The sequence below is a fragment of the Aestuariivirga sp. genome (genome assembly GCF_020252395.1).
Taxonomy (GTDB): domain Bacteria; phylum Pseudomonadota; class Alphaproteobacteria; order Rhizobiales; family Aestuariivirgaceae; genus Aestuariivirga.
This window is the reverse complement of record NZ_JADCDB010000010.1, coordinates 26,066-46,413: the sequence shown is the minus strand read 5'-3', so window position 1 is coordinate 46,413 and position 20,348 is coordinate 26,066. Positions and strand designations below refer to the sequence as shown.

General features: G+C 64.1%; 21 protein-coding genes. 10 read left to right on the top strand and 11 right to left on the bottom strand.

Annotated features, from left to right (window positions below; translation table 11 throughout):
- Positions 1–8 precede the first annotated feature (8 nt).
- The 3 genes from IOC82_RS07045 to IOC82_RS07035 all read right to left on the bottom strand — a co-directional run bounded on the left by IOC82_RS07045 (position 9) and on the right by IOC82_RS07035 (position 3,650).
- The gene (locus tag IOC82_RS07045) at positions 9–1,247 is read right to left on the bottom strand and encodes an EAL domain-containing protein (protein ID WP_290545476.1); all 1,239 of its coding nucleotides are present in this window, start codon (positions 1,245–1,247) and stop codon (positions 9–11) included.
- 185 nt (positions 1,248–1,432) lie between these two features.
- Complete coding sequence (locus IOC82_RS07040; RefSeq protein WP_290545475.1) at positions 1,433–2,791, bottom strand: aspartate aminotransferase family protein; 1,359 nt, start codon at positions 2,789–2,791, stop codon at positions 1,433–1,435.
- A 229-nt stretch (positions 2,792–3,020) separates the two neighbouring features.
- Positions 3,021–3,650, bottom strand: a complete 630-nt coding sequence (locus IOC82_RS07035; RefSeq protein WP_290545474.1) for a TetR/AcrR family transcriptional regulator — start codon at positions 3,648–3,650, stop codon at positions 3,021–3,023.
- Between the two features lie 80 nt (positions 3,651–3,730).
- Between IOC82_RS07035 and IOC82_RS07030 the strand changes: the two genes are divergently transcribed.
- The 9 genes from IOC82_RS07030 (at position 3,731) to IOC82_RS06990 (ending at position 12,115) form a co-directional block, all read left to right on the top strand.
- On the top strand, positions 3,731–4,795 hold the full coding sequence (locus IOC82_RS07030) for a spermidine/putrescine ABC transporter substrate-binding protein (protein WP_290545473.1): 1,065 nt from the start codon (positions 3,731–3,733) through the stop codon (positions 4,793–4,795).
- Positions 4,792–5,631, top strand: a complete 840-nt coding sequence (locus IOC82_RS07025; RefSeq protein ID WP_290545472.1) for an ABC transporter permease — start codon at positions 4,792–4,794, stop codon at positions 5,629–5,631. Before IOC82_RS07030 ends, IOC82_RS07025 begins: the two co-directional genes overlap by 4 nt.
- Entirely contained in the window at positions 5,631–6,404 is a 774-nt protein-coding gene (locus IOC82_RS07020) for an ABC transporter permease (RefSeq protein ID WP_290545471.1), read from the top strand. Before IOC82_RS07025 ends, IOC82_RS07020 begins: the two co-directional genes overlap by 1 nt.
- Entirely contained in the window at positions 6,401–7,405 is a 1,005-nt protein-coding gene (locus tag IOC82_RS07015; protein ID WP_290545470.1) for an ABC transporter ATP-binding protein, read from the top strand. The genes IOC82_RS07020 and IOC82_RS07015 overlap by 4 nt, the downstream gene beginning before the upstream one ends.
- A 3-nt stretch (positions 7,406–7,408) precedes the next feature.
- Complete coding sequence (locus IOC82_RS07010) at positions 7,409–8,155, top strand: MBL fold metallo-hydrolase (RefSeq protein WP_290545469.1); 747 nt, start codon at positions 7,409–7,411, stop codon at positions 8,153–8,155.
- Between the two features lie 97 nt (positions 8,156–8,252).
- Positions 8,253–8,960: an urease accessory protein gene (locus tag IOC82_RS07005; RefSeq protein WP_290545468.1), complete on the top strand. Its 708-nt coding sequence runs from the start codon at positions 8,253–8,255 to the stop codon at positions 8,958–8,960.
- Positions 8,961–9,142: 182 nt separating this feature from the next.
- Positions 9,143–9,985, top strand: coding sequence for a sugar phosphate isomerase/epimerase (locus IOC82_RS07000; protein WP_290545467.1), 843 nt, complete (start codon positions 9,143–9,145; stop codon positions 9,983–9,985).
- Entirely contained in the window at positions 9,982–11,184 is a 1,203-nt protein-coding gene (locus IOC82_RS06995) for a Tm-1-like ATP-binding domain-containing protein (protein WP_290545466.1), read from the top strand. Before IOC82_RS07000 ends, IOC82_RS06995 begins: the two co-directional genes overlap by 4 nt.
- A 1-nt stretch (position 11,185) precedes the next feature.
- Positions 11,186–12,115, top strand: a complete 930-nt coding sequence (locus tag IOC82_RS06990) for an SRPBCC family protein (protein WP_290545465.1) — start codon at positions 11,186–11,188, stop codon at positions 12,113–12,115.
- A 46-nt stretch (positions 12,116–12,161) separates the two neighbouring features.
- On the opposite strand, the gene IOC82_RS06985 is transcribed toward IOC82_RS06990, so the two are convergent.
- Positions 12,162–12,491 (bottom strand): L-rhamnose mutarotase, encoded by a 330-nt coding sequence (locus IOC82_RS06985; protein ID WP_290545464.1) that lies wholly within the window; start codon positions 12,489–12,491, stop codon positions 12,162–12,164.
- 60 nt (positions 12,492–12,551) lie between these two features.
- Here IOC82_RS06985 and IOC82_RS06980 point away from each other — a divergent pair, with 60 nt between their 5' ends.
- Entirely contained in the window at positions 12,552–13,322 is a 771-nt protein-coding gene (locus IOC82_RS06980) for a glucose 1-dehydrogenase (RefSeq protein ID WP_290545463.1), read from the top strand.
- Positions 13,323–13,344: 22 nt separating this feature from the next.
- Here the strand turns inward: IOC82_RS06980 and IOC82_RS06975 are convergent, their stop codons facing one another.
- The 7 genes from IOC82_RS06975 to IOC82_RS06945 form a co-directional block, all read right to left on the bottom strand.
- Positions 13,345–14,037, bottom strand: a complete 693-nt coding sequence (locus tag IOC82_RS06975; RefSeq protein ID WP_290545462.1) for an SDR family NAD(P)-dependent oxidoreductase — start codon at positions 14,035–14,037, stop codon at positions 13,345–13,347.
- A 34-nt stretch (positions 14,038–14,071) separates the two neighbouring features.
- Complete coding sequence (locus IOC82_RS06970) at positions 14,072–14,512, bottom strand: hypothetical protein (RefSeq protein ID WP_290545461.1); 441 nt, start codon at positions 14,510–14,512, stop codon at positions 14,072–14,074.
- Positions 14,509–15,597, bottom strand: a complete 1,089-nt coding sequence (locus IOC82_RS06965; RefSeq protein WP_290545460.1) for an ABC transporter ATP-binding protein — start codon at positions 15,595–15,597, stop codon at positions 14,509–14,511. The genes IOC82_RS06970 and IOC82_RS06965 overlap by 4 nt, the downstream gene beginning before the upstream one ends.
- Position 15,598: 1 nt before the next feature.
- Positions 15,599–16,543 carry a carbohydrate ABC transporter permease gene (locus tag IOC82_RS06960; RefSeq protein WP_290545459.1) on the bottom strand — a complete coding sequence of 315 codons (945 nt, stop codon included), beginning with the start codon at positions 16,541–16,543 and terminating at the stop codon, positions 15,599–15,601.
- 3 nt (positions 16,544–16,546) lie between these two features.
- On the bottom strand, positions 16,547–17,608 hold the full coding sequence (locus tag IOC82_RS06955) for a carbohydrate ABC transporter permease (RefSeq protein ID WP_290545458.1): 1,062 nt from the start codon (positions 17,606–17,608) through the stop codon (positions 16,547–16,549).
- A 70-nt stretch (positions 17,609–17,678) separates the two neighbouring features.
- Positions 17,679–19,109 (bottom strand): extracellular solute-binding protein, encoded by a 1,431-nt coding sequence (locus IOC82_RS06950; RefSeq protein WP_290545457.1) that lies wholly within the window; start codon positions 19,107–19,109, stop codon positions 17,679–17,681.
- A 48-nt stretch (positions 19,110–19,157) separates the two neighbouring features.
- Positions 19,158–20,249, bottom strand: a complete 1,092-nt coding sequence (locus IOC82_RS06945; RefSeq protein WP_290545456.1) for an ABC transporter ATP-binding protein — start codon at positions 20,247–20,249, stop codon at positions 19,158–19,160.
- Positions 20,250–20,348 lie beyond the last annotated feature (99 nt).

The following is a 20,348-nucleotide window of genomic DNA, read 5'->3' as shown; positions in this document are numbered from 1 at the left end:
GCCTGCCGTCAGGCGGCGTTGGCCGTGCGCGCGGCCGGGGCCGCAATGCCGGCATCGGGCTTCACCTTTCGCGGCGGAGCGAAGAAGGGGCCATGGCCGAAACGCGCGGCGCGGCCTGCGGCGGCGGCCTGCTGGGGCGTCTTCACGCCGCCCACGATCACCTGAATCTGCCGGGCGTTCGCCTGCTTGACGAAATCGGCCCAGGCGGCATTGGGGCCGTTGCCCGCATCCACCGCATGCGGCGGGAAGGACAGGAAGCGCACGCCAAGCTGGCGCAGTGCCGTCAGGTCCAGCCCGCCCAGATAGACCTCGCGCAGCGCCAGCGTGGCGCCGTTGCGGGCGAGCTTCGCCAGGTTCTCGATCCCCGCTGCGTCAAGGGCCCCCAAATCCTGCTGGGCGAATTCGAACACGATGCCTTGCGCCACGTCGCCATCCTTCTGCAGCAGCGCCAGGATCTTGGCCGCTTCCAGGGGCGCGCCAAGCGTTTCCTTGCCCACCGGCACGAAGATGCGAAGCCCGGGATTGCGGTTGCGCAGGCGGCGCAGCACCGGGGCCACCATCTTCACCATACGCAGGTCGAGCGCGGGGCGCATGCCGCCCTGGTCGGCCTTCAGGATGAGATCGTCATGGCCGATCGGCTTGCCGCTGGAATCGGTCAAGCCCACCATGGTGCGGTAATGGCTGGTCGAACCCGAAGCCAGCTCCACCACCGGCTCGAGCAGCAGCGTCAGCTCCTCTCGGCCCGCGGCCTTGGCCGGCTTGGGCGGCGGCGCGGCGGCGGCCGGAGGCTCGGCCACCTCGCCATAAGGCCGCCATTGCGGCTGCGGGCCGGCGGCCGCAGGCTCGGCTTCCGGGCCAAAATGCCGCCACGCCGGCTGGGCGCCGGCATAATCATGGAGCTCGCGGCGCAACATCTTCATGTCACGCGCCACCGCGGCGAGCTGGGCGGTCGTCCCCGTGTCGGCGTGCGCCTGTTCCACGCTTTCCAGACGTGTTGCGAGATCCTCGGACTTGGCGGCCAGTTCGCGCAGTGAATCCTGCTGCGACCAGAGCCATTCGTCATGGCGCTGCAGCTTCACCACCGCCACCGTGACGGCTAGCAAGATGCAGCAAGACAGAAGCAGGATGGCCCCCGCCACGGCCATCGACTGCGGCCCGGCGGACCCGACGAGGTAGGCTGCGATGCCGATCGCAGCGAGTGGAAAGGCGGTGAGCCCCAACATCACCGGCGCCATGTGGCGTGACATTCTGCCTCGACCCCTTACCCCGTCACGTGTCCCGCCCGGCGATGATTCGGTCATGATTCCGGGCAACTGCTTATAGATTCGCATGAATCGTCCCTTCCGGGAAGCCCCGTTTTCCGCTGTTCCACGCAAAAAAGGCCGGAGGAGCAGCCCTCTGGCCTTCGCAATTGCGGTAAAAGTCGTTTCGATCAGGCCACGGAGGCCAGGATCTTCGGCATCTTATCGGAGAAGATCTCGTCGATCTGGTTCTCGTTGATGATCAGCGGCGGCGAGAGTGCGATCGTATCCGCCGTGATACGGACCAGCATGCCCACGTCATGGAAGCCGTTCTCCATGGCTTTGTAGGCACGAAGACCCGGCGAACCCTCGACCGGCTTGAGGTCGATGGCGGCGACCAGGCCCAGCGTGCGGATGTCCTCCACCATCGGATGGCCCTTGAGCGTGAAGGCGGCATCCGCCCAGACGTTCTCGAGCTTCCGGGCATTCTCGAACAGCTTCTCGTCGCGATAGAGGTCCATGGTGGCGACACCGGCAGCAGCGGCCATCGGGTGGCCGGTATAGGTATAGCCGTGGAACAGCTCGATCACATGGTCCGGGCCGTTCATGAACTTGTCGTAGATGCCCTGGCGCACCATGCAGCCGCCCATCGGCACGGTGCCCGACGTCACGCCCTTGGCGAAGGTCAGGATGTCCGGGGTGACACCAAAGCGCTCCGCCGCGAAGGCATGGCCCAGCCGTCCGAAGCCGGTGATGACCTCGTCGAAAATCAGCAGGATGCCGTGCTTGGTGCAGATCTCGCGCAGGCGCTTCAGGTAGCCCTTGGGCGGCGGCAGCACGCCGGTCGAGCCTGCCATCGGCTCCACAATCACTGCGGCAATGGTCGAGGCGTCGTGCAGCGCGACGAGACGCTCAAGCTCGTCGGCGAGGTGCACGCCCCACTCCGGCTCGCCCTTGGTGAAGGCCTGTTCCTTGCGGTTATAGGTATGCGGCAGGTGGTCGACACCGGCCAGCATCGCGCCGAACCACTTGCGGTTGGCGACCATGCCGCCCACCGAAATGCCGCCAAAGTTCACGCCGTGATAGCCGCGCTCGCGGCCGATCAGGCGGGTGCGGCTCGCCTCGCCATTGGCACGGTGATAGGCCAGCGCGATCTTGAGCGCCGTGTCGGCGGCCTCCGAACCCGAGTTGCAGAAAAAAGCATAGTTCAGGTCGCCCGGCGCCATGGTGGCGAGCCTGGAGGCCAGTTCGAACACCTTGGGGTGGCCGAACTGGAAGGTCGGCGCGAAGTCGAGCTCGGCGGCCGCCTTCTGAATGGCGTTGACGATCGGCGCGCGGCAGTGGCCGGCGTTGGAGCACCAGAGGCCGGCGGACCCGTCGAGGATCGGGCGGCCGGTCATGTCGTAATAATGCATGTCCTTGGCCCGGGCGATCATGCGCGGGCGCTTCTTGAAGGCGCGGTTGGGCGTGAAGCCCATCCAGAACGGCTCAAGATTATTGGGCGAGGGTTCCCAGCTGGCAGCGCCTTCCAGGTTCACGGGCTTGTTCATCGGTCAAATCTCCTCAGAGCGATGGTCGGTGATAGCAGAAACCGGGTCCCCATGGAAATGCACCAGCTTTCCCCGTTGCTTGGGCCAGGGATCCCTGAAGCCCGTTATCCCATCTTTCGCCGCGATGACGGGAGGTAGGGGAAACCCACTTATCGAGAATACCCCTTTATACCCGATCCAGCGCGCGCTGTCAAGGACTAATTACCTAATATACGAAAATACCCGGAATTCAGGTCCCCGCAGCCACCTTCCGGAAACCCGCCAGTACGGCCCGGTGCTGGCGGCGGAGGTGGCTGCGGAGTTCCGTAAGGGTCATCTTCTCGTCCTTCACGAACACGATGAAGTTCATGTTGGTGTTATTAAAGATGACCTCGCCGAGGCCCCGGGCGTCGGCGGTCTGGTGCAGGAGCCCCAGGAGCTGGAGCTTTTCGATCAAGGCGCAGGTCTGCTGCGCCAGGGCGACATCGAGCGCGGCGTAAGTCTCGCCGAAGGGACTTTCCGGCTGTGTCGTCGAGATCGCCATGGCCTGCCGCCACATCTCCTTCGAGAGATAGTGCAGGGAGTGCTCCACATAGCCTCCCACCAGGCCATCGACCGCGGCTTCGGCACTGGCGGGCGGGTGGGCGATCACCTCTTCCCCCTGGCGCAGCACCTCCTCGACCTCGAGCGAGACGATGGCCACCAACAGGTCGCCCTTGTTCCGGTAATAATTGTAAATCGTTCCGATCGAAACCTCGGCGGCGGCGGCGATTGCCTCCATCTTCACCGTCTCGTAACCCTGCTGGCGAAAGAGGCGTGTTGCAGCCTCCACGATCCGGTCGTGGCGGATGGCCTTCTGTCTCTCGCGCAAGCCTGACATCGAAGCAGACTGCACGATTATTGGATTTGACTCAACTTTGTAATTGGTTCAATTTTTCGGTATTCAGGGAGAAACGCCATATGACCAACCGTCTCACGCGCCGTCTCTTCGGCGCTTCGCTTGCCGCGCTCGCCCTCATCGGCTCTCATGCGGCTGCCTCGGCCCAGGATCTCAACGCCCTTGTGTGGTGCGACCATGCGGACCCCAATTTGCTGAAGCCCTTCGAGGATGCCACCGGCATCAAGGTCAATGTCAAGGAATTCGAAGGCACAGGAGCCGGCCTCGCCATCGTCGACCAATCCCAGCCCGGAGACTGGGACGTGATGGTGATCGACACGGTGGACGTCCGCCGCGGCGTGGAGCGTGGGCTGTTCGAGCCGCTGCCGGAGGACAAGCTCCCCATGGCTGACATCTTCCCCGAGGTGCTGATGAACCAGCACGCGGTGATCGGCGGCAAGCGCTACGGCATCACCGAGAAGTTCGGCTACAACACCATCGGCTTCAACAAGTCCAAGGTGGACGAGGCCGGCATGCAGACCCTCGGTGTACTGACGACCGGCAAGTACAAGGGCCGCGTCGCCATCTATGATTACTACCTCCCGGTGATGGGCCTCGCCGCCATGGCGATCGGCAAGAAGACTTCGGAGCTCACCGAGGCCGACCTGCCCGCCATCAAGGACGTCCTGCAAAAGATGAAGGCCAATGCCAAGGCGGTGACCGACGTGGTGGCAAGCCAGACCGCACTCGCCACCGGCGAGGCCGACATCCTGATCGGCGGCGGCGAATGGGTGACGGCCGGCATCGCCAAGGAGAATCCGAACCTCGACTTCTCGATCCCCAAGGAAGGGGCCGTGCTCTGGTCGCAGTCGCTCGCCATGTTCAAGGACTCGAAGAACAAGGACGCGGCGCTGAAGTTCATCCAGTATATCCTGAGCCCTGAGGGCCAGGCGCGGCTCGCCACCTCCTCCTGTTACTGGGGCATGCCCGCCAATGCCAAGGCGGCGCTCGACGATGACCAGAAGAAGATCCTGCGCTTTGACGAACAGCCCGGCTTCCTGAAGCGCGCCCAGGAATATCCGGCCCCGTCGGAAGACCTCGACAAGAAGATGCAGGACCTCTGGACCGAGATGATCCAGGGCCAGTGAACCGGGCCTCGTCGCAACGCATCGGCTGGGCCAGCGTCACACCGGCATTGCTGTGGACGCTGGTCTTCTTCGTCGTGCCCTTCATCGCCATGGCGGTGATGAGCCTTCACCCAAAGGCGGGTGAGGGCTTGAGCCTTGCGGCATACACGCAGTTCTTCACCAGCCCCAGCTACTGGCTGGCGCTGGTCAACTCGCTGGAAGTGACGGCCATCGTCACCGTGATCTCAGTGCTGCTGGCCTATCCCTTCGCCTGGATCCTCGCCTTCATCGTGCCGGAGCGCTGGCAGCGCCTGGCGCTGATGCTGGCGGTGCTGCCGTTCTGGACCTCCTATGTGGTACGCTCCTATTCCTGGCTTCTGGTGCTGGCGGAGAAGGGCGTGGTCAATTCCGCCCTCGTGAACCTGGGGCTGCTCAGCGAGCCGGTCCAACTTGCCAACACCCGCGCCGGCACGGTGATAGGCTTCGTCCACTTCTTCGTGATGCTCCTTACACTGACGATCTTCGCGAACCTCAAGCAGCTCTCGCCCAATTACCGCAAGGCCGCGGTCGACCTCGGCGCCTCAGGCCTCCAGAGCTTCATCCATGTCATCCTGCCCTTGACGCTGCCCGGCATCATGGTCGGCGCCTTCCTCACCTTCGTGCTGGCCATCGGCGATTACATCACGCCGCAGATCCTGGGGGGCAACAACGAGCTCCTCATGCCGCAGCTGATCATGATGCAGATCGGCCGGCGCGGCGACTTCGCTTCGGCCTCGGCCTTGTCGCTCATCCTCATGGCGGTCGTCACCGTCGCCTATCTCGCCTGCGCCCGCTGGCTGAAGATCGAGAGGGCGTGATGACCCGCGTCCTTGCCACGATCTACGCTCTCCTCCTCTACGGCTTCATCTTCCTGCCCGTCGCCGTGCTGGTGCTCTTCTCCTTCCAGGGCACGCTCTTCCCCATCCCGCCCTTCAACGGCCCGAGCTTGCGCTGGTATGCGGCGGTGCTGGGCGACGCGCGCCTCACCGCGGGGCTCGGCAATTCGGTGCTGGTGGCGCTCACCACCTCAGGCCTCGCCACGCTCTTGGGCTTCCTCTCCGCCTGGGGTTTCGCCCGCTTCCATTTGCCCGCCTCCGCCTTCCTCCGTGGGCTGATCACTTTACCGCTCACGGTCAGCTACCTCATTATCGGCATGGGTCTCCTGATCTTCTTCAACTGGATCGGCCTGCCGAAATCGCTGCTCGCCGCGGGCATCGGTCATGTGGTGATTAACCTGCCGCTCTGCTTCGCCATCATCTACAGCCAGCTGGGCGAGCACCAGGCCAATATCGAGCGCGCCGCGCGCGACTTGGGCGCCGGCGAGGCGAAGGTGCTGCTGCTCGTCACTGCGCCCATGATGTGGCCCGCCCTCTTTGCCGCCTTCTTCCTCTCCATGACCTTCTCGTGGGACGAGTTCGTCATCTCCTTCCTGCTGACCCGCTTCGAGACGACACTTCCCGTCGAGATCTGGAACCTGCTGCGCGCGGGGCTCAACCCCAAGACCAACGCGGTCGGCGCCATGGTCTTCGGCGTCTCCATCATCCTCGCCATCGTCTTCGAACTCGGCGCCTTCCGAAAGCGCCCGCAATGACGGACCTCGTTTCCATCCAGCACGTCTCCCACAGCTTCGGCCCCACGAAGGTGCTCGATGACGTCTCCCTCGCCCTCGAACCCAACAGCTACACGGTGCTGCTCGGTCCCTCGGGATCCGGCAAGACCACGCTGCTCTCCATCCTCGGCGGATTCCTAGCGCCAGAAAAAGGCCGTGTACTGATCGAAGGCCGGGACTGCACCGCCACGGCCCCGGCGAAGCGCCCCACCGCCACGGTGTTCCAGGACTATGCTCTGTTCCCGCACATGACGATCGGCGGCAACGTCGGCTTCGGCCTGCGCATGAAGGGTGTGGCGAAGGCGGAGCGCGACGCCAAGGCGCGCGCCATGCTCGATGTCGTGGGCCTCGCCGCCGCCTTCGAGCGGAAGCCACACCAGCTCTCGGGCGGCCAGCGCCAGCGCGTGGCGCTGGCCCGCGCCCTCATCGTCGAGCCCGCCGTATTGCTGCTCGACGAGCCCTTGGGTGCGCTCGACCTCAAGCTTCGCCGCCAGATGCAGGACGAACTCAAGGCCATCCAGAAGCGTGTCGGAACTGCCTTCATCCATGTCACGCATGACCAGGAAGAGGCCATGGCGCTCGCCGGCCATCTGGTCGTGATGAACCACGGCAGGATCGAAGACCAGGGCGCGCCCGAGCGCGTCTATGCGCAGCCCGCGACCCGCTTCACCGCCACCTTCATGGGGGAGAGCACCATCGTGCCGGGCACGGTGCGGGACGGCGTGATCGACACGGCCTTGGGCCGCTTCCCCGCCGCGCCGGACGCGAGAGAGGTGGCGATCCGCCCCGAGCACGTTTTCATCGGGGGCACGCTGCAAGGCAACGTGACCGACGTCGTCTACCAGGGCAGCTTCAAGCGCGTCACCGCACGGGTAAACGGCGTCGACCTCCTCGCCAGGCTTCCCGCCGGAACGAAAGTGACGCCCGGCGAGACGGTGTCGCTCGCCATCGACCCTGGCCACGTGATCATGCTCAAGGACTGAGCCATGGAACTCCGCATCAGCGCCGGCCAGTGGTACGAAACGCTCCCCTTCGCCGATGGCGTGACGCTGATCCACGAGCCGTGGATCAAGCCCTTCTTCCGCTGCAACATCTGGCATGTGCGCGGCCGCGACCGCGACCTGCTGTTCGATTCTGGCCTTGGCCATTTCAGCCTGCGCGCCCACGTGCCGCTGGTCTCGGAGCGTGAGCTCGCCTGCGTGGCGAGCCACACCCACTTCGACCACATCGGCTGCCATCACGAGTTCGGCCACTGTGCTGTTCATTCCGCGGAGGCCGCAATTCTCGCCGATCCACGAAACGATCTCATCCTCGCCCACTACGCCACCGACGAGATGTTCATCTGCCAGCCCGAGGGCTGGGACCAGGCGAAATACCATGTGAAGCCCGCCAAGGCAGAGCGCATCCTCGAAGCGGGCGACATCATCGACCTCGGCGACCGCGCCTTCGAAGTCGTCCATACTCCGGGCCATTCACCCGGCGGCATCGGCCTGTTCGAGCGGAGGACCGGCACCTTCCTCGCCGGCGACATCGTCTATGACGGCCCGCTGATCGACGATGCCTATCACTCCGATGTTCAGACCTATGCCGAAACACTCAACCGCCTGCGCGCGCTCCCCGTTTCGATCATCCATGGCGGCCACTTCCCCAGCTTCGGCCCCACGCGCTTTCGCCAGCTGATCGACGAATATGTGTCAGGCCACCGCAAGCCGGGGTGTCATCTCACTCCATAAGTCCGTCGTCCCGGTTCTCGCCAGGGTGACGGAAGTGAGGGGAAGCCTGCCGCAAACAACCCTCGCACCGGGGCGGCGGGCGGTCTATAGCTTTCCCATGATCACTTGGGTTTTCTTCGGCTTCCTTCTCGGCCTTCAGCACGCACTGGAGCCAGATCACATTGCCGCCGTCTCCACCATCTCGGTGGAAAAGCGCGGCATCGGCCAGATCGTGCGCCACGGCGCCGTGTGGGGCATGGGGCACGCGCTGATGCTCGGCGCCTTCGGAGGCGCGGTCTATGCCCTCGAACTGACCCTCAGCGAGCGGCTTGCCAGCGGCCTCGAATTCGCCGTCGGCATCATGATGGTGCTGCTGGGCGCGCGGCTGCTCTATATCCTTGTCCGGGACCGCGTTCATTTCCACACCCACCGCCACGGCGGGAACGCTCATTTCCATGCCCACAGCCATGCCGGAGATGTGAAAAATCACGTGCTGAGCCACCATGCCCACCCACATCCTGCCGGTGGCTGGAAGCGCAGCCTCTCCATCGGCATGATGCATGGGCTGGCCGGATCGGCGGCGCTGGTGGCGCTCGCCGCCTCGACCGCACCCAGCATTCCGCTCGGCGTCGCCTTCATGCTGCTGTTCGGGCTTGGCTCGATCGCCGGCATGGCGATCTTCTCCACCGTCATCGCCGTGCCGCTGTCCTTGACCGCCGTGACGCTCACCTGGGCGACGCGCAGCTTTCAGGCGCTGGCCGGCGTCTTCGCCGTCGGCATCGGCCTCCGCACGCTGGTGGAAACCGGCGCGGTGCTGTTCGGATAAGCCTTCCGCCCATCCCGCCAGCTGCTTCACCGGCGCATGCATCATGCGCGGCAGGTCACAGGGAAAGCGGGCCCGCGCGGCTTGTTCACCGGCGGTCCTCCTCACTGCAAGACGCAGATCGGGAATTGACAAGAGGACCGGGACGGTTTGTCCTGCAGTCCGTGCTTGGGAGGGCACGCCGGATGAAGCTGGGATTCAATCTTCTGCTGTGGACGCCGCATGTCACGCTTGCGCATGAGCCTATTTTGCGCGCCTTGAAAAAGACCGGGTATGACGGCGTCGAGATTCCGATGTTCGAGGGAACGCCCGATCACTATGCGAGGCTCGGTGCGCTGTTGGAGAAGATCGGGCTGGAACGCACGGTGGTGAGCGTCATCCAGGGCAAGAACCCGATCTCGCCGGACAAGGCCAGCCAGGCCGCCGCATTGGACTATGCAAAGTGGACGGTGGACTGTTCCGCCGCGCTGGGCGCCCCGATCCTCGGCGGCCCGATGCATTCCGAGCTCGGCTTCTTCTCCGGCAACCCCGCGACCGCGGCGGAGCGCAAGCGCGCGCTCTCCTTCCACAAGAAGGCGGGCGACTATGCGGGCAAGAAGGGCGTCACCTTCGCGCTCGAGGCGCTGAACCGTTTCGAATGCTATTTCCTGAATACGATGCAGCAGCTTGCCGAGTACCTCGATGAGGTGAATCACCCCCACATCCAGGGCATGTATGATACTTTCCATTCCAACATCGAGGAGAAGGACCCGGTGGGCGCGATCAAAACCATCGCGAAGCACATGGTGCACGTCCACATCTCCGAGAATGACCGCGGCACGCCGGGCAAGGGCCATGTGCCGTGGCCCGAGACCTACAAGGCACTGAAGAAGTCGAAGTATGACGGCTTTCTCACCATCGAGGCCTTTGGCCGCTCGATGCCGGCGCTGGCCGCCGCGACGCGCGTGTGGCGCGACTTCGCGCCCTCGCCGGAGGAGGTCTATAAGCTGGGCTATCGTAACATGAAGCAGGGCTGGGCCAAGGCGTGAAGCCGGTCTACGTCATCGGCACCTGCGACACCAAGGAGGCGGAACTCCGCTACGCGGTCGAGCAGGTGCGGAAAACGGGCGCCCCTGCCCTGCTGGTCGACATCTCGACAACGCCGAGCACGGCGAAGGCCGACGTGACGCCGGAGATGGTGGCGAGGCATCACCCTTCCAGCCCCGATGCCGTGCTGGGCCATGCCGATCGCGGCCGCGCGGTGACCGCGATGGCTGAGGCGCTGGGGCGTTTCCTTCTCTCGCGCGAGAACATCGGCGCGGTGCTGGGGCTGGGCGGCGGCGGCAATACATCGATGGTGACGCAGGCGATGCGGGCGCTGCCGATCGGCGTGCCGAAGCTGATGGTCTCCACCATGGCATCCGGCAATGTGGCGCCCTATGTCGGCCCCACCGACATCATGATGATGCATGCGGTTGCCGATGTCGCCGGTCTCAACGCCATCACCCGCACGGTGATCGGCAATGCGGCGCATGCGGCCGCAGGCATGGCGCTAAACGGCATTCCCGCAGGTGAAGAATCCAAGCGTGCCGTGGGCCTCACCATGTTCGGCGTCACCACGACCTGCATCGCGCAGATCCGGCATCTGATCGAGGACGGCTGCGAATGCTTCGTCTTCCACGCCACCGGCACCGGCGGCCAGTGCCTGGAGAAGCTGATCGATTCGGGGCTCATCACGGCAGCACTCGACATCACCACGACGGAGGTGGCGGACCATCTCTTCGGCGGCGTTCTGCCGTGTACGGAGGATCGTTTTGGCGCCGCGATCCGCCGCCGCATTCCCTGGGTGGGATCGGTGGGGGCCTGCGACATGGTGAACTTCGGCGGGCGGGAGACGGTGCCGGCGCAGTTCGCTGCGCGAAACCTCTATGTCCACAATGCCCAGGTGACGCTGATGCGCACCACGGCGCCGGAGAATGCAGCCATCGGCCGGTGGATCGCCGGGCGCATCAACCGTATGGAGGGCCCGGTGCGCTTCCTGCTGCCGCTCGGCGGCGTCTCCGCCATCGATGCGCCGGGCAAGCCCTTCCACGATCCGCAAGCCGATCAGGCGCTGTTCGGCGCGATCCGCGCGGCCTGGCAGCCCGCGCCCCACCGCCAACTCATCGAAGTCGGCGCCCACATCAACGACCCGGCTTTCGCCGAGGCCTGCGTCCACGCCTTCCGCAGCATCACCAGAGGAGCCTGATATGGCCCGCGCCTATGCCTCGATCATCCTCAAAGCCCCAGTCGAAACCGTCTGGTCCATCGTGCGCGACTTCAACGGCCTTCCGAACTGGACCGCGGTGAAGCGCTCGGCAATCGAGAAGGGCCTCGACGCGGACGTGGTGGGCTGCATCCGCTCCTTCCACCTCGCCGATGGCGCCCATGTGCGCGAGCGGCTGCTCATGCTGGACGATGCGAAGCGCTGCTTCAGCTATAACTTCGAGACGCCAGCGTTTCCGGTGCAGAACTATCTCGCGACACTTAGGCTCTATCCCGTCACCCATACCGGCCAGACCTTCGCCGAGTGGGAAGCGACATTCGACGAGGCCCCGGGGGATGAGGGCAAGTACCAGAAGATCATTTCCAAAGACGTTTTCGCCGGCAACTTCAAGTCGCTCGCCGCCCTGATCGCCAAGACCAAGCCGCAAAAGCCCGCGGGTGCGGAGCGCTGGAAGGGCTTCCAGCCCAACAAGGTGTGGACCTCGCGCGTCATAAAGGCGCCGGTGGACGGTGTGTGGAAAGTGATGCGCGACTTTGCCGGCATGGGCGGCTGGCATGGCGAGATCACCAAGATGCACATGCTGAAGCGCCACCGCTCCGACAAGGTCTCGGGTGTGCGCGACTTCTACTTCGGCGAGGGGCACATCAACGAGGAACTCCTCCACCTCGATGACATCACGCGCAGCTTCTCCTACCGCATCACCAAGTGCGAGATCCCTTGGATGAACTATGTTTCCGGGCCCCGCCTCTGGCCGGTGACGGCGGACAACACCACCTTCGCCGTCTGGACGGGTGACTGGGTGGCAAGCCCTGAGGACGACGTGATGCTGATCCCGCGCACCGAGCAGAATGTCTACCAGCGGGCCTTTGCCGAACTGGAGCGGAACTTCTTTGGGAAGAAGCGGAAGAAATAGAGCATCGGGTCCTTCTCCCGTTGCGAAGCAACGGGAGAAGGACTGGTCAATCCGTGTGGAACACGTCCTCCATCTCCGCCCACCACTCGCCCTCTTTGCGCGTCTCGAAGGGAATCTGCATCGGGTCGGTGATGGTCCACCACTCCTTCATGCGCGGCGCGTCCGCCATCCTCTTCATGTCGGCGCCGAAGTCGGTCCCGTGATATTCCCAATAGGCGAAGAGCAGGTTTTCCGGCTCCTTGAGGAAGATTGTATAGTTGCGGATGTTCGAGTCACGGATCGCCTTCAGCACCTCGGGCCAGACCGCCGCGTGGATGCGCTTGTATTCCGGAACGATCTCAGCCTTGAGCCTGATGACCCGTCCCATTCTCTGCATGGCCTTCTTGCCTCCCTCGCCGATTCCTAGCAAAGATCGCGAAAATCCGGAGGAGAGACAATGGGCGACTGGACAAAAAGATTCGAACTCACGGGCCGGCGTGCGCTGGTGACGGGGGCCACCAAGGGCATCGGCCTCGCGGCAGCCAAGGTGCTGGCCGATGCCGGGGCCGACATCGCGGCAGTGGGCCGCGACGCCGCGGGCCTGGCGGAGGTGAAGGCCGCCGTGGAGGCCATGGGCCGCCGCTGTGTCACGATCTCCGCCGACATGGCAACCGCCGATGGCCCCGTGCAAGCCGCGCGGCAGGCGCTGGCCGCCTTCGGCGTCATCGATATACTCGTCAACAACGCAGGAATCGCACTGGTCGACATGCTGCTCGATGCCAAGGCCGAGGACTGGGACGCCACCATGGCGGTGAACCTCCGCGCGCCCTTCCTGCTCGCCCGCGAGCTGGCGCCGCAGATGATCGCCCAGAAATGGGGCAAGATCGTCAATGTCTCGTCCCAGGCCGGCGTGATCGGGCTCGATGCGCATGGCGCCTATTGCGCCTCGAAGGGCGGCCTCAACATGCTGACCAAGGTGATGACGTCGGAATGGGCCAAACACAACATCCAGATCAACACGGTGTGCCCCACGGTGATCCTCACCCCCATGGGCGAGCAGGTCTGGGGCCAGCCCGAGAAGGGCGATCCGATGAAAGCCAAGATCCCCGGCGGCCGCTTCGGCAAGCCCGTGGAAGTGGCGGACGCCATCCTGTTCCTCGCCTCCCCCGCATCGGGCATGATCTGCGGCCATGACCTGCTGATCGACGGCGGGTATACGGCGATATGAAGGCCCGGCACGGTGGCCTGCCTCAATAGGTGGCGCGGCCGCCTGAGACGTCGAACACGGCGCCCGTCGAGAAGGAGCATTCCTCGCTGGCCAGCCAGCAGACGAGGCTGGCCACCTCGTCCACCTTGCCGAGGCGGCCCATGGGGATCTTGGAGAGCATGAAGTCGACATGGCTCTGCGGGATCTGGTCGAAGATCGGGGTCCGCACCGCCGCGGGCGTCACGCTGTTGACGGTGATGTTGGTCTTGGCCAGTTCCTTGGCCAGCGACTTGGTGAAGCCGATGACCGCCGCCTTGGAGGCGGAATAGGCCGAGGCGTTGGGATTGCCCTCCTTGCCGGCGATCGAGGCGATGTTGACGATGCGGCCGTAATTGCCCGCCAGCATGTGCGGCACCACGGCGCGGTTGGTGAAGAATGTGCCGTTGAGGTTGATGGCGATGGTGCGGTGCCAATCCTCGATCTTGAGTTCCGTCACGGTGGCTGTGGGCCCTGCGATTCCAGCACTGTTCACCAAGACATCGATGCCGCCCAGCTGGCGCACGGTTTCTGCCGCGGCGGCCTCGACCGAGTCCCAGTTCGCAATATCGGTCTTGATGCCGCCCTGCATGTCCCACACGGCGACCTTGCCGCCCTCAGCCTCGATCCGCCTGGCAACCGCTTCGCCGATGCCCGAGAGGCCGCCGGTGACGACCGCGCGCCTGCCTTGAAATCTCATCGCTTGATCTTCCGGTTCTTCATCTTGCGCCAATTCAGTTCCGCGCCTTGTTCATCGCGGCGATGGCCAGCGCCAGCACGGCCGCCACGGCGGCGATGCCCCACACCAGAGGCTGGCGCCAGAAGGGCGCCGCGGCCAACTGCGCCTTGCCCGCCAGCGTGTTGGGGTCCGGCGGTTTAAGGAAGAAGGCGCCATAGAGGTGTGCTGCACCGATCGAGATCAGCAGCACAATGCAGAAGATCATCGCCACCACCATGCCGACGGTGACGACGCTCCGCACCCTGACACCGGGCTGCGCCATGGGCAGAAGGTTGTTGATCAACCCGGCGATGACAACGAGCACGCTGCCAGCGGCGAAAAGCTGCAGGCTGAAGGGCTGGAAGATCAGGAGCAGCGCGAAGATGCCAAGCCCGATGATGAAGAATTCGAGCCGCAGCGCGCCTTGCCGCGTCATGCCCTGGTCCTGGTTGCTCATGTGCGCACCGCCTTGCCGTCCTCGCCGAAGAAATGCGTCTGCCGCGGATCGGGCTTGAGGTGCAGCGCCTCGCCCACCTTCACCCGCTTGTCGCGCGGCACCACCACGCGAATATCGCCTCCGGACAAGGTGCGGGCGTGAATCAGCGTCTCGGCTCCCATCGGTTCGATCAGCTCGGCCTGGGCCGCGATGGTGTCGTCCGCCTTCTCCTGCGCCGTGGTGAAGGCGCGCGGCCGGATGCCGACGGTGACTTTCGACGGCTTCAGCCGCGACACGGCAGGATCGGCCGCGATGCTGAGCGGCTGCCCGGCCAGCACGACATTCGCGTTGCCGCCACCGAAGCTTTGCAGGTCCGCTTCGACCAGGTTCATCTGCGGAGTGCCGATGAAGCTGGCGACGAAGACGTTGACGGGCTTGGCGAAGACCTCGTGCGGCGTGCCCACCTGCTCGATCACGCCGTCCTTCATGATGGCGATGCGGCTGGCCATGGTGAGGGCCTCGAGCTGGTCATGCGTGACGATGACGGTGGCCTTGGAGAGGCCGGTCAGCACCTCCTTGATCTGGCCGCGCATGGAATGGCGAAGCTCCACGTCGAGGCGCGACAGCGGCTCATCGAAGAGGAAGCAGTTGGGATCGCGCACGATGGCACGGGCCACCGCGAGGCGTTGCTTTTCACCCTCCGAAATCTGGTTCGGCATGCGGTCCAGCACCTCGGTGAGGTGCATGATCTGCGCGACCTTCATGACGCGGGCATCGGATTCCGGCTTCGAGAGATTCTCGTAGTGAAGCGGCATGGCGATGTTCTGGCCCACGCTGAGCGCCGGATACAGCGCGTAGAACTGGAACACCATGGCGATGTCACGCTCTTGCGGGGTCAACTCGTTCATGCGCTGGCCGGCGATGATGACGTCTCCGCTGGTGGCGCGCTCGAGGCCGGCGATCATGCGCAGCGTCGTCGTCTTGCCGCAGCCCGAGGGGCCGAGGAGACAGACCACCTCGCCGGCCTCGACCTTCAGGTCGGCGTCCTTCACAGCCGTGAAGGCGCCGAATTGCTTGGTGACTTTTCGGATTTCGATGGTCGGCATGTCAGCGCTTTACGGTTCCGAAAGTGACGCCTCTGAGCAGGTGGTTCTGCAGGAAGAAGGTGACGAGAAAGACGGGGATGAGGAACAGGGTTTCGATGGCCGCCAGCAGCGTCCAGTCGGTGCCGCGGCCACCGGACGAGACGGCCTGGTTCATGGCCACCGGCACGGTGCGCGTATCAGGACCCGAGAGGAGCAGTGCGAAGAGAAACTCGTTCCAGGTGAGGATGAGGCCGAAGACGAAGGTGGCGGCAAGCCCCGCAATCACTTGGGGGAGCGCGATCTTGAAGAACACCCTGGTGTCCGACGAGCCGTCGATTCTTGCTGCGTCTTCGACATCGAGCGACAGCTCGTCGAAGAAGCTCTTCATCATCCAGATGGTGAAGGCAAGGTTGAAAGCCGTGTAGAGCAGGATGATGCCGGTGTAGGACCCCGACAGGCCCACCACGCGGAACATCAGGATCACCGGGATGATGACGACGATCGCCGGCAGCATGCGCGTCGTCAGGATGATGAAGAGATAGGTGTCGTTGCCCTTCAGCGGATAGCGCGAGAAGCCGAAGGCGGCGAGCGTGCCTATCACCAGGGCCAGGAGCACCGACGACGAGGCAATCACGATGGAGTTGAAGAAATAGCGGTCGAAGCCGGTGGGCTCCGGCGCGCCGCCTGCTGTCATCGAGCGCATGAACACCGAGCCGAAATTCTCCAGAGTCGGCGTGAATACGAACTGGCCGGGGATCAGGCCGAACAGCGAGGTGGGCGAGAGCGTCGGCGGCACAGAGAGCGCGGCATCCTGCGGCTTGAAGGCAGTGAAGATAATGAACAGCACCGGCAGGAAGTAGATGAAGGACACGATGGCGACGATCAGCGTGCGGCCCCAGCCCGCCTCGCCCACGCCGCTCGCCTTGCGGAAGCCCAGCGCTTCCCAGATGGAGTTGTGTTCGGCCATGGCTCAGGCTCCCTGGCTGCGGCGATTGGCGATGTAGAGATAGAGGTTGGTCAACACGATGACCATGAACAGCATGAGATAGGAGAGTGCCGCGCCTTCGGACGTCTTGTTCTGCTCGTTGGCGATGCGGATGAGATGATAGGAGATCGTCATCGTGTCATTGCCGCCCTTGGTAAGCAGGATGACGAGGTCGGCAAGCTTGAAGGCCTCGATGGTGCGGAACAGCAGCGCCAGCATCAGGAGGCCGCGAATATAGGGGAAGGTGATGGTCCAGAACTGCCGCCACTTGGACACGCGGTCGATGGCGGCGGCCTCATAGAGATACTTTGGAACGGAGACGAGCCCTGCCAGCACGAGCAGCATGACGAAGGGCGACCACATCCAGGCATCGGCGAAGACGATGCCGGTGACGGCGCCCACCTTGGTGCTCATCAGGATGAACTGCCCGCCGGTGATGGCATTCACCACATAGCTGAGGATGCCAAAGGTCGGGTCATAGTAATAGGTGAAGAACACGCCCGAAGCGACGACGGAGAGCATCATCGGCGTCAGCACGAGGATAAGCAGATACTTGCGTAGCGGAAACTGCTTGGCAAAGAGCATGGCGAGCAGGAAGCCCACCACCATCTGCGCCGTCACCGTGAGAACGACGAACATCGCGGTGTTGACCAGCGCCCCCCAGTTGGCGGGCGCCATGATGTCGTTGGTCAGCACTTTGATGTAATTCGCGAGACCTACGAAACGGATCGACTGCTGGTTCGACTGATAGGCATAGAAGGAGAGCCCCAGCGACCACAGCAGCGGGAAGATGTTCATGACGAAGAGCACGGCGATGGCCGGTGCGACGAGCAGGCCGCCATAATATTTGCGGCGATAGGCATTGACCACGAAGGCGGCGGCTATCATGGCCGCCACGGCGCCGATGATCCAGAAGGAAGCGGAGGCCGGCAGCGCGATGACCGCGGCCGCCGACACGGCGAGTCCGGCCAGTATGGCCAGCTTCCAGTTGTCAGGAGACAGGCGCATGAGGGCTGGCGGCGAAGCTGTCGCTGTCGTGGAGGTCATCGGCACCGAATTCCGGAAGAGACAAGAAGGGTGCGGGGACAAGCATCCCCGCACCCGGGGTTGATGTGTGTTACTGGATGAGGCCGGCGTTTTTCAGAAGGTCCTGCTGGAACTTGGCGATGTTATCCAGCGTGGTCTTGGCGTCCTGCTTGCCGGTGATGGCAAGATCGAACTGGTCCTGCTGCTGCGTCAGGAGCTCGAAGAACTGCGGCACGTGCCATACGTCCTTCTGCCAGTCGAGCTGCGGGGCCCAGGCGCGGTTCCACGGACGGTAGGTCACGTATTTCGGATCCTCATAGACCGACTTCACGGCCGACTGGCCTCCGCTCGCCGCGAACTGATGCTGGATGTCGTCAGACAGCCACCACTTCACGAAGTCCACGGCTTCCTTGGTCTGCTCCGGCGTCGTCCAGGTGGTCAGCACGAAGGGCTGGCCGCCGATGTTGGACCACTTCACGTTCTTGCCGTCGACCATGGTGCCCGGCATCTGGCCGAACACCAGCTTGTCCGAGACCTTGGACGACTTCGGATCGAGCGAGGCTTCGCCAAGGCCAATCCAGTCGATGTTCATCGCGACCTTGCCTTCGCGGAACAGTTCGTCCGACTTGAAGATGTCCATGGTGCCGGTCTTGGCGACGGGCGGCATGTACTCCAGGAGGCTCAAATACTTCTCGAGAGCCGCGACAGCCTGCGGCGAATTGACCACGCCTTCGGCCTGGCCGGCCGGCGCCTGGGTTTCATCCCAGATGTTGCCGCCCATCTGCCAGATGAAGCCGTTGATCTGCATCGACGAGAAGTCGTAGCCCTTGCCGGCCTGGAAGGCGATTCCGTAGAAATCGTCCTCGGCCGGCGCGCCGGCCAGCATCTCGCCCTTCTTCCTGCGGAAGAACTCGCCAACGTTCTTGAAGTCGTCCCAGGTCATGGCGTCGATTTCTTCGCCGGTGCAGGGCAGCTTCTTGCCGTATTTGGCCTGGAAGTTCTTCTGCTCTTCCTCGTTGCACAGGATGTCCTTGCGGCCAAAGGTCACGAGAACGTCCGGGAACTGCGGGAAGCCGTAATAGTTCTCCGACTTGTAGGGGTAAGTCGAATAGGCCGCGAGAGGTGCGGGGTGCACGCTCATCAGCGTCTTCTTGAAGTCCGGGTCGGCGTCGAGAAGGTCGTTGATCTTGCGGTAGTAGCCGCCTTCGACGAAGGCGCCCAGCCACTGCGAGTCAGAGACAATGAAGTTGTACTTCTGTTCGCCGGACGTCAGCGACGCGTTGACGCGCGTGTAGAAGTCGGGCCACGGAATGAAATCGACGTCGAGCTTCACTTTGTTGCCGGATGGCGGCTTGTACTGCTCGTCGAAGAACTTCTTCATGATGCGGGTTGGCGGCCAATCCGGCACCGCCATCGTCAGCGTCACTTCTTCCGCAAGGGCGTAGCTCGCCCCTCCGGTCAGCAGGGTCGCGGCGAGGCCTGCGGCGGCCGCGAACCCTTTCATCTTCGTCACTACGGTCATGTCAGGTTTCCTCCCATGGTTAACCGTTAGGCTTCTGGCCGCTTGGCGTCAGGTGATTGTCTGTCCGCTGGCGGCGCGGAAGATGTGGATCTTGCTCAGGTCGATGGCGACCGGAACAGCGTCGCCGGGCTTCAGGCCCGAGGCGCTCTGTTCGGGAAGCACCATGCGCAGCGTCTCGCCCCCGGCCTCGACCGAGACGACGGTCACGTCGCCCAGGGGTTCGATGAGGTGAACGCGGGATGGAACGGCGGCCTCGCCAGCAACAGCGGGGCGCAGGTCGCTCGGACGGATGCCGACGAGTGCGGCTTCGCCGGCATTGGCGGAGTGGAGCTTGCGGCCCGCAATAAGCTTGCCGAGCGGCGTGTCGAGGCTCGACAGATCAGCGGCGAAAGTCGCCCTTACCAGGTTCATGTGCGGCGAGCCGATCTTGCCCGCCACATAGGTGTCGGCCGGCTGCTCGTAGAGTTCGTCCGGAGTGCCGCGCTGCACGACGGCGCCATCGCGCAGCACCGCGATCTCCTCGCCCATCGACAGGGCTTCGAGCTCGTCCGGCGTGGCATAGATAATGGTCATGCCGAACTGGCGGTGCAGCCGCTTCAACTCCGCGCGCATGTCATGGCGAAGCTTGGCGTCGAGATTGGTGAGAGGCTCATCAAGGAGCAGAATCTTCGGCCGGCGGATGAGCGAGCGGCCCAGCGCCACGCGCTGCTGCTCGCCGCCCGAGAGCGTGTTGGGCTTGCGCTCCAGCCGGTGCGAGAGCTTCAGCATCGCCGCGGTTTCCTTGACGCGCGCGTCGATCTCTTCCCGGCCAACGCCCTCTTCCCTGAGCGGATAGGCGAAGTTCTCATAGACCGTGAGATGCGGATAGAGCGCGAAGGACTGGAACACCATGGAGACGCCGCGGCCCGCGATCGGTGCGGTCGTCACGTCATGCCCGTTGATCTCAAGGCGGCCTGAATCGGTTGCCACGAGACCGGCGATGGTCCGCAGCGCCGTGGTCTTGCCGACGGCGCTGGGTCCGAAAAGCACAAAGAAGCGTCCCTCCGCCACGTCGAAGGAGAGATCGTCGAGCGCGCGCACCTTGCCGTAGGACTTCGAAATCCCCGACAAACGCAGAGCTGGAACCTTGCTTCCTGCCATTCCCATTCCCTGTTCAGCGGCCCTGAGGGCTCTTCTTTGGCGGGAGACTAACCTGTCCCGGACGATTTGCAAGACGCCTTTCAGAGCTTGCAAAAGCTG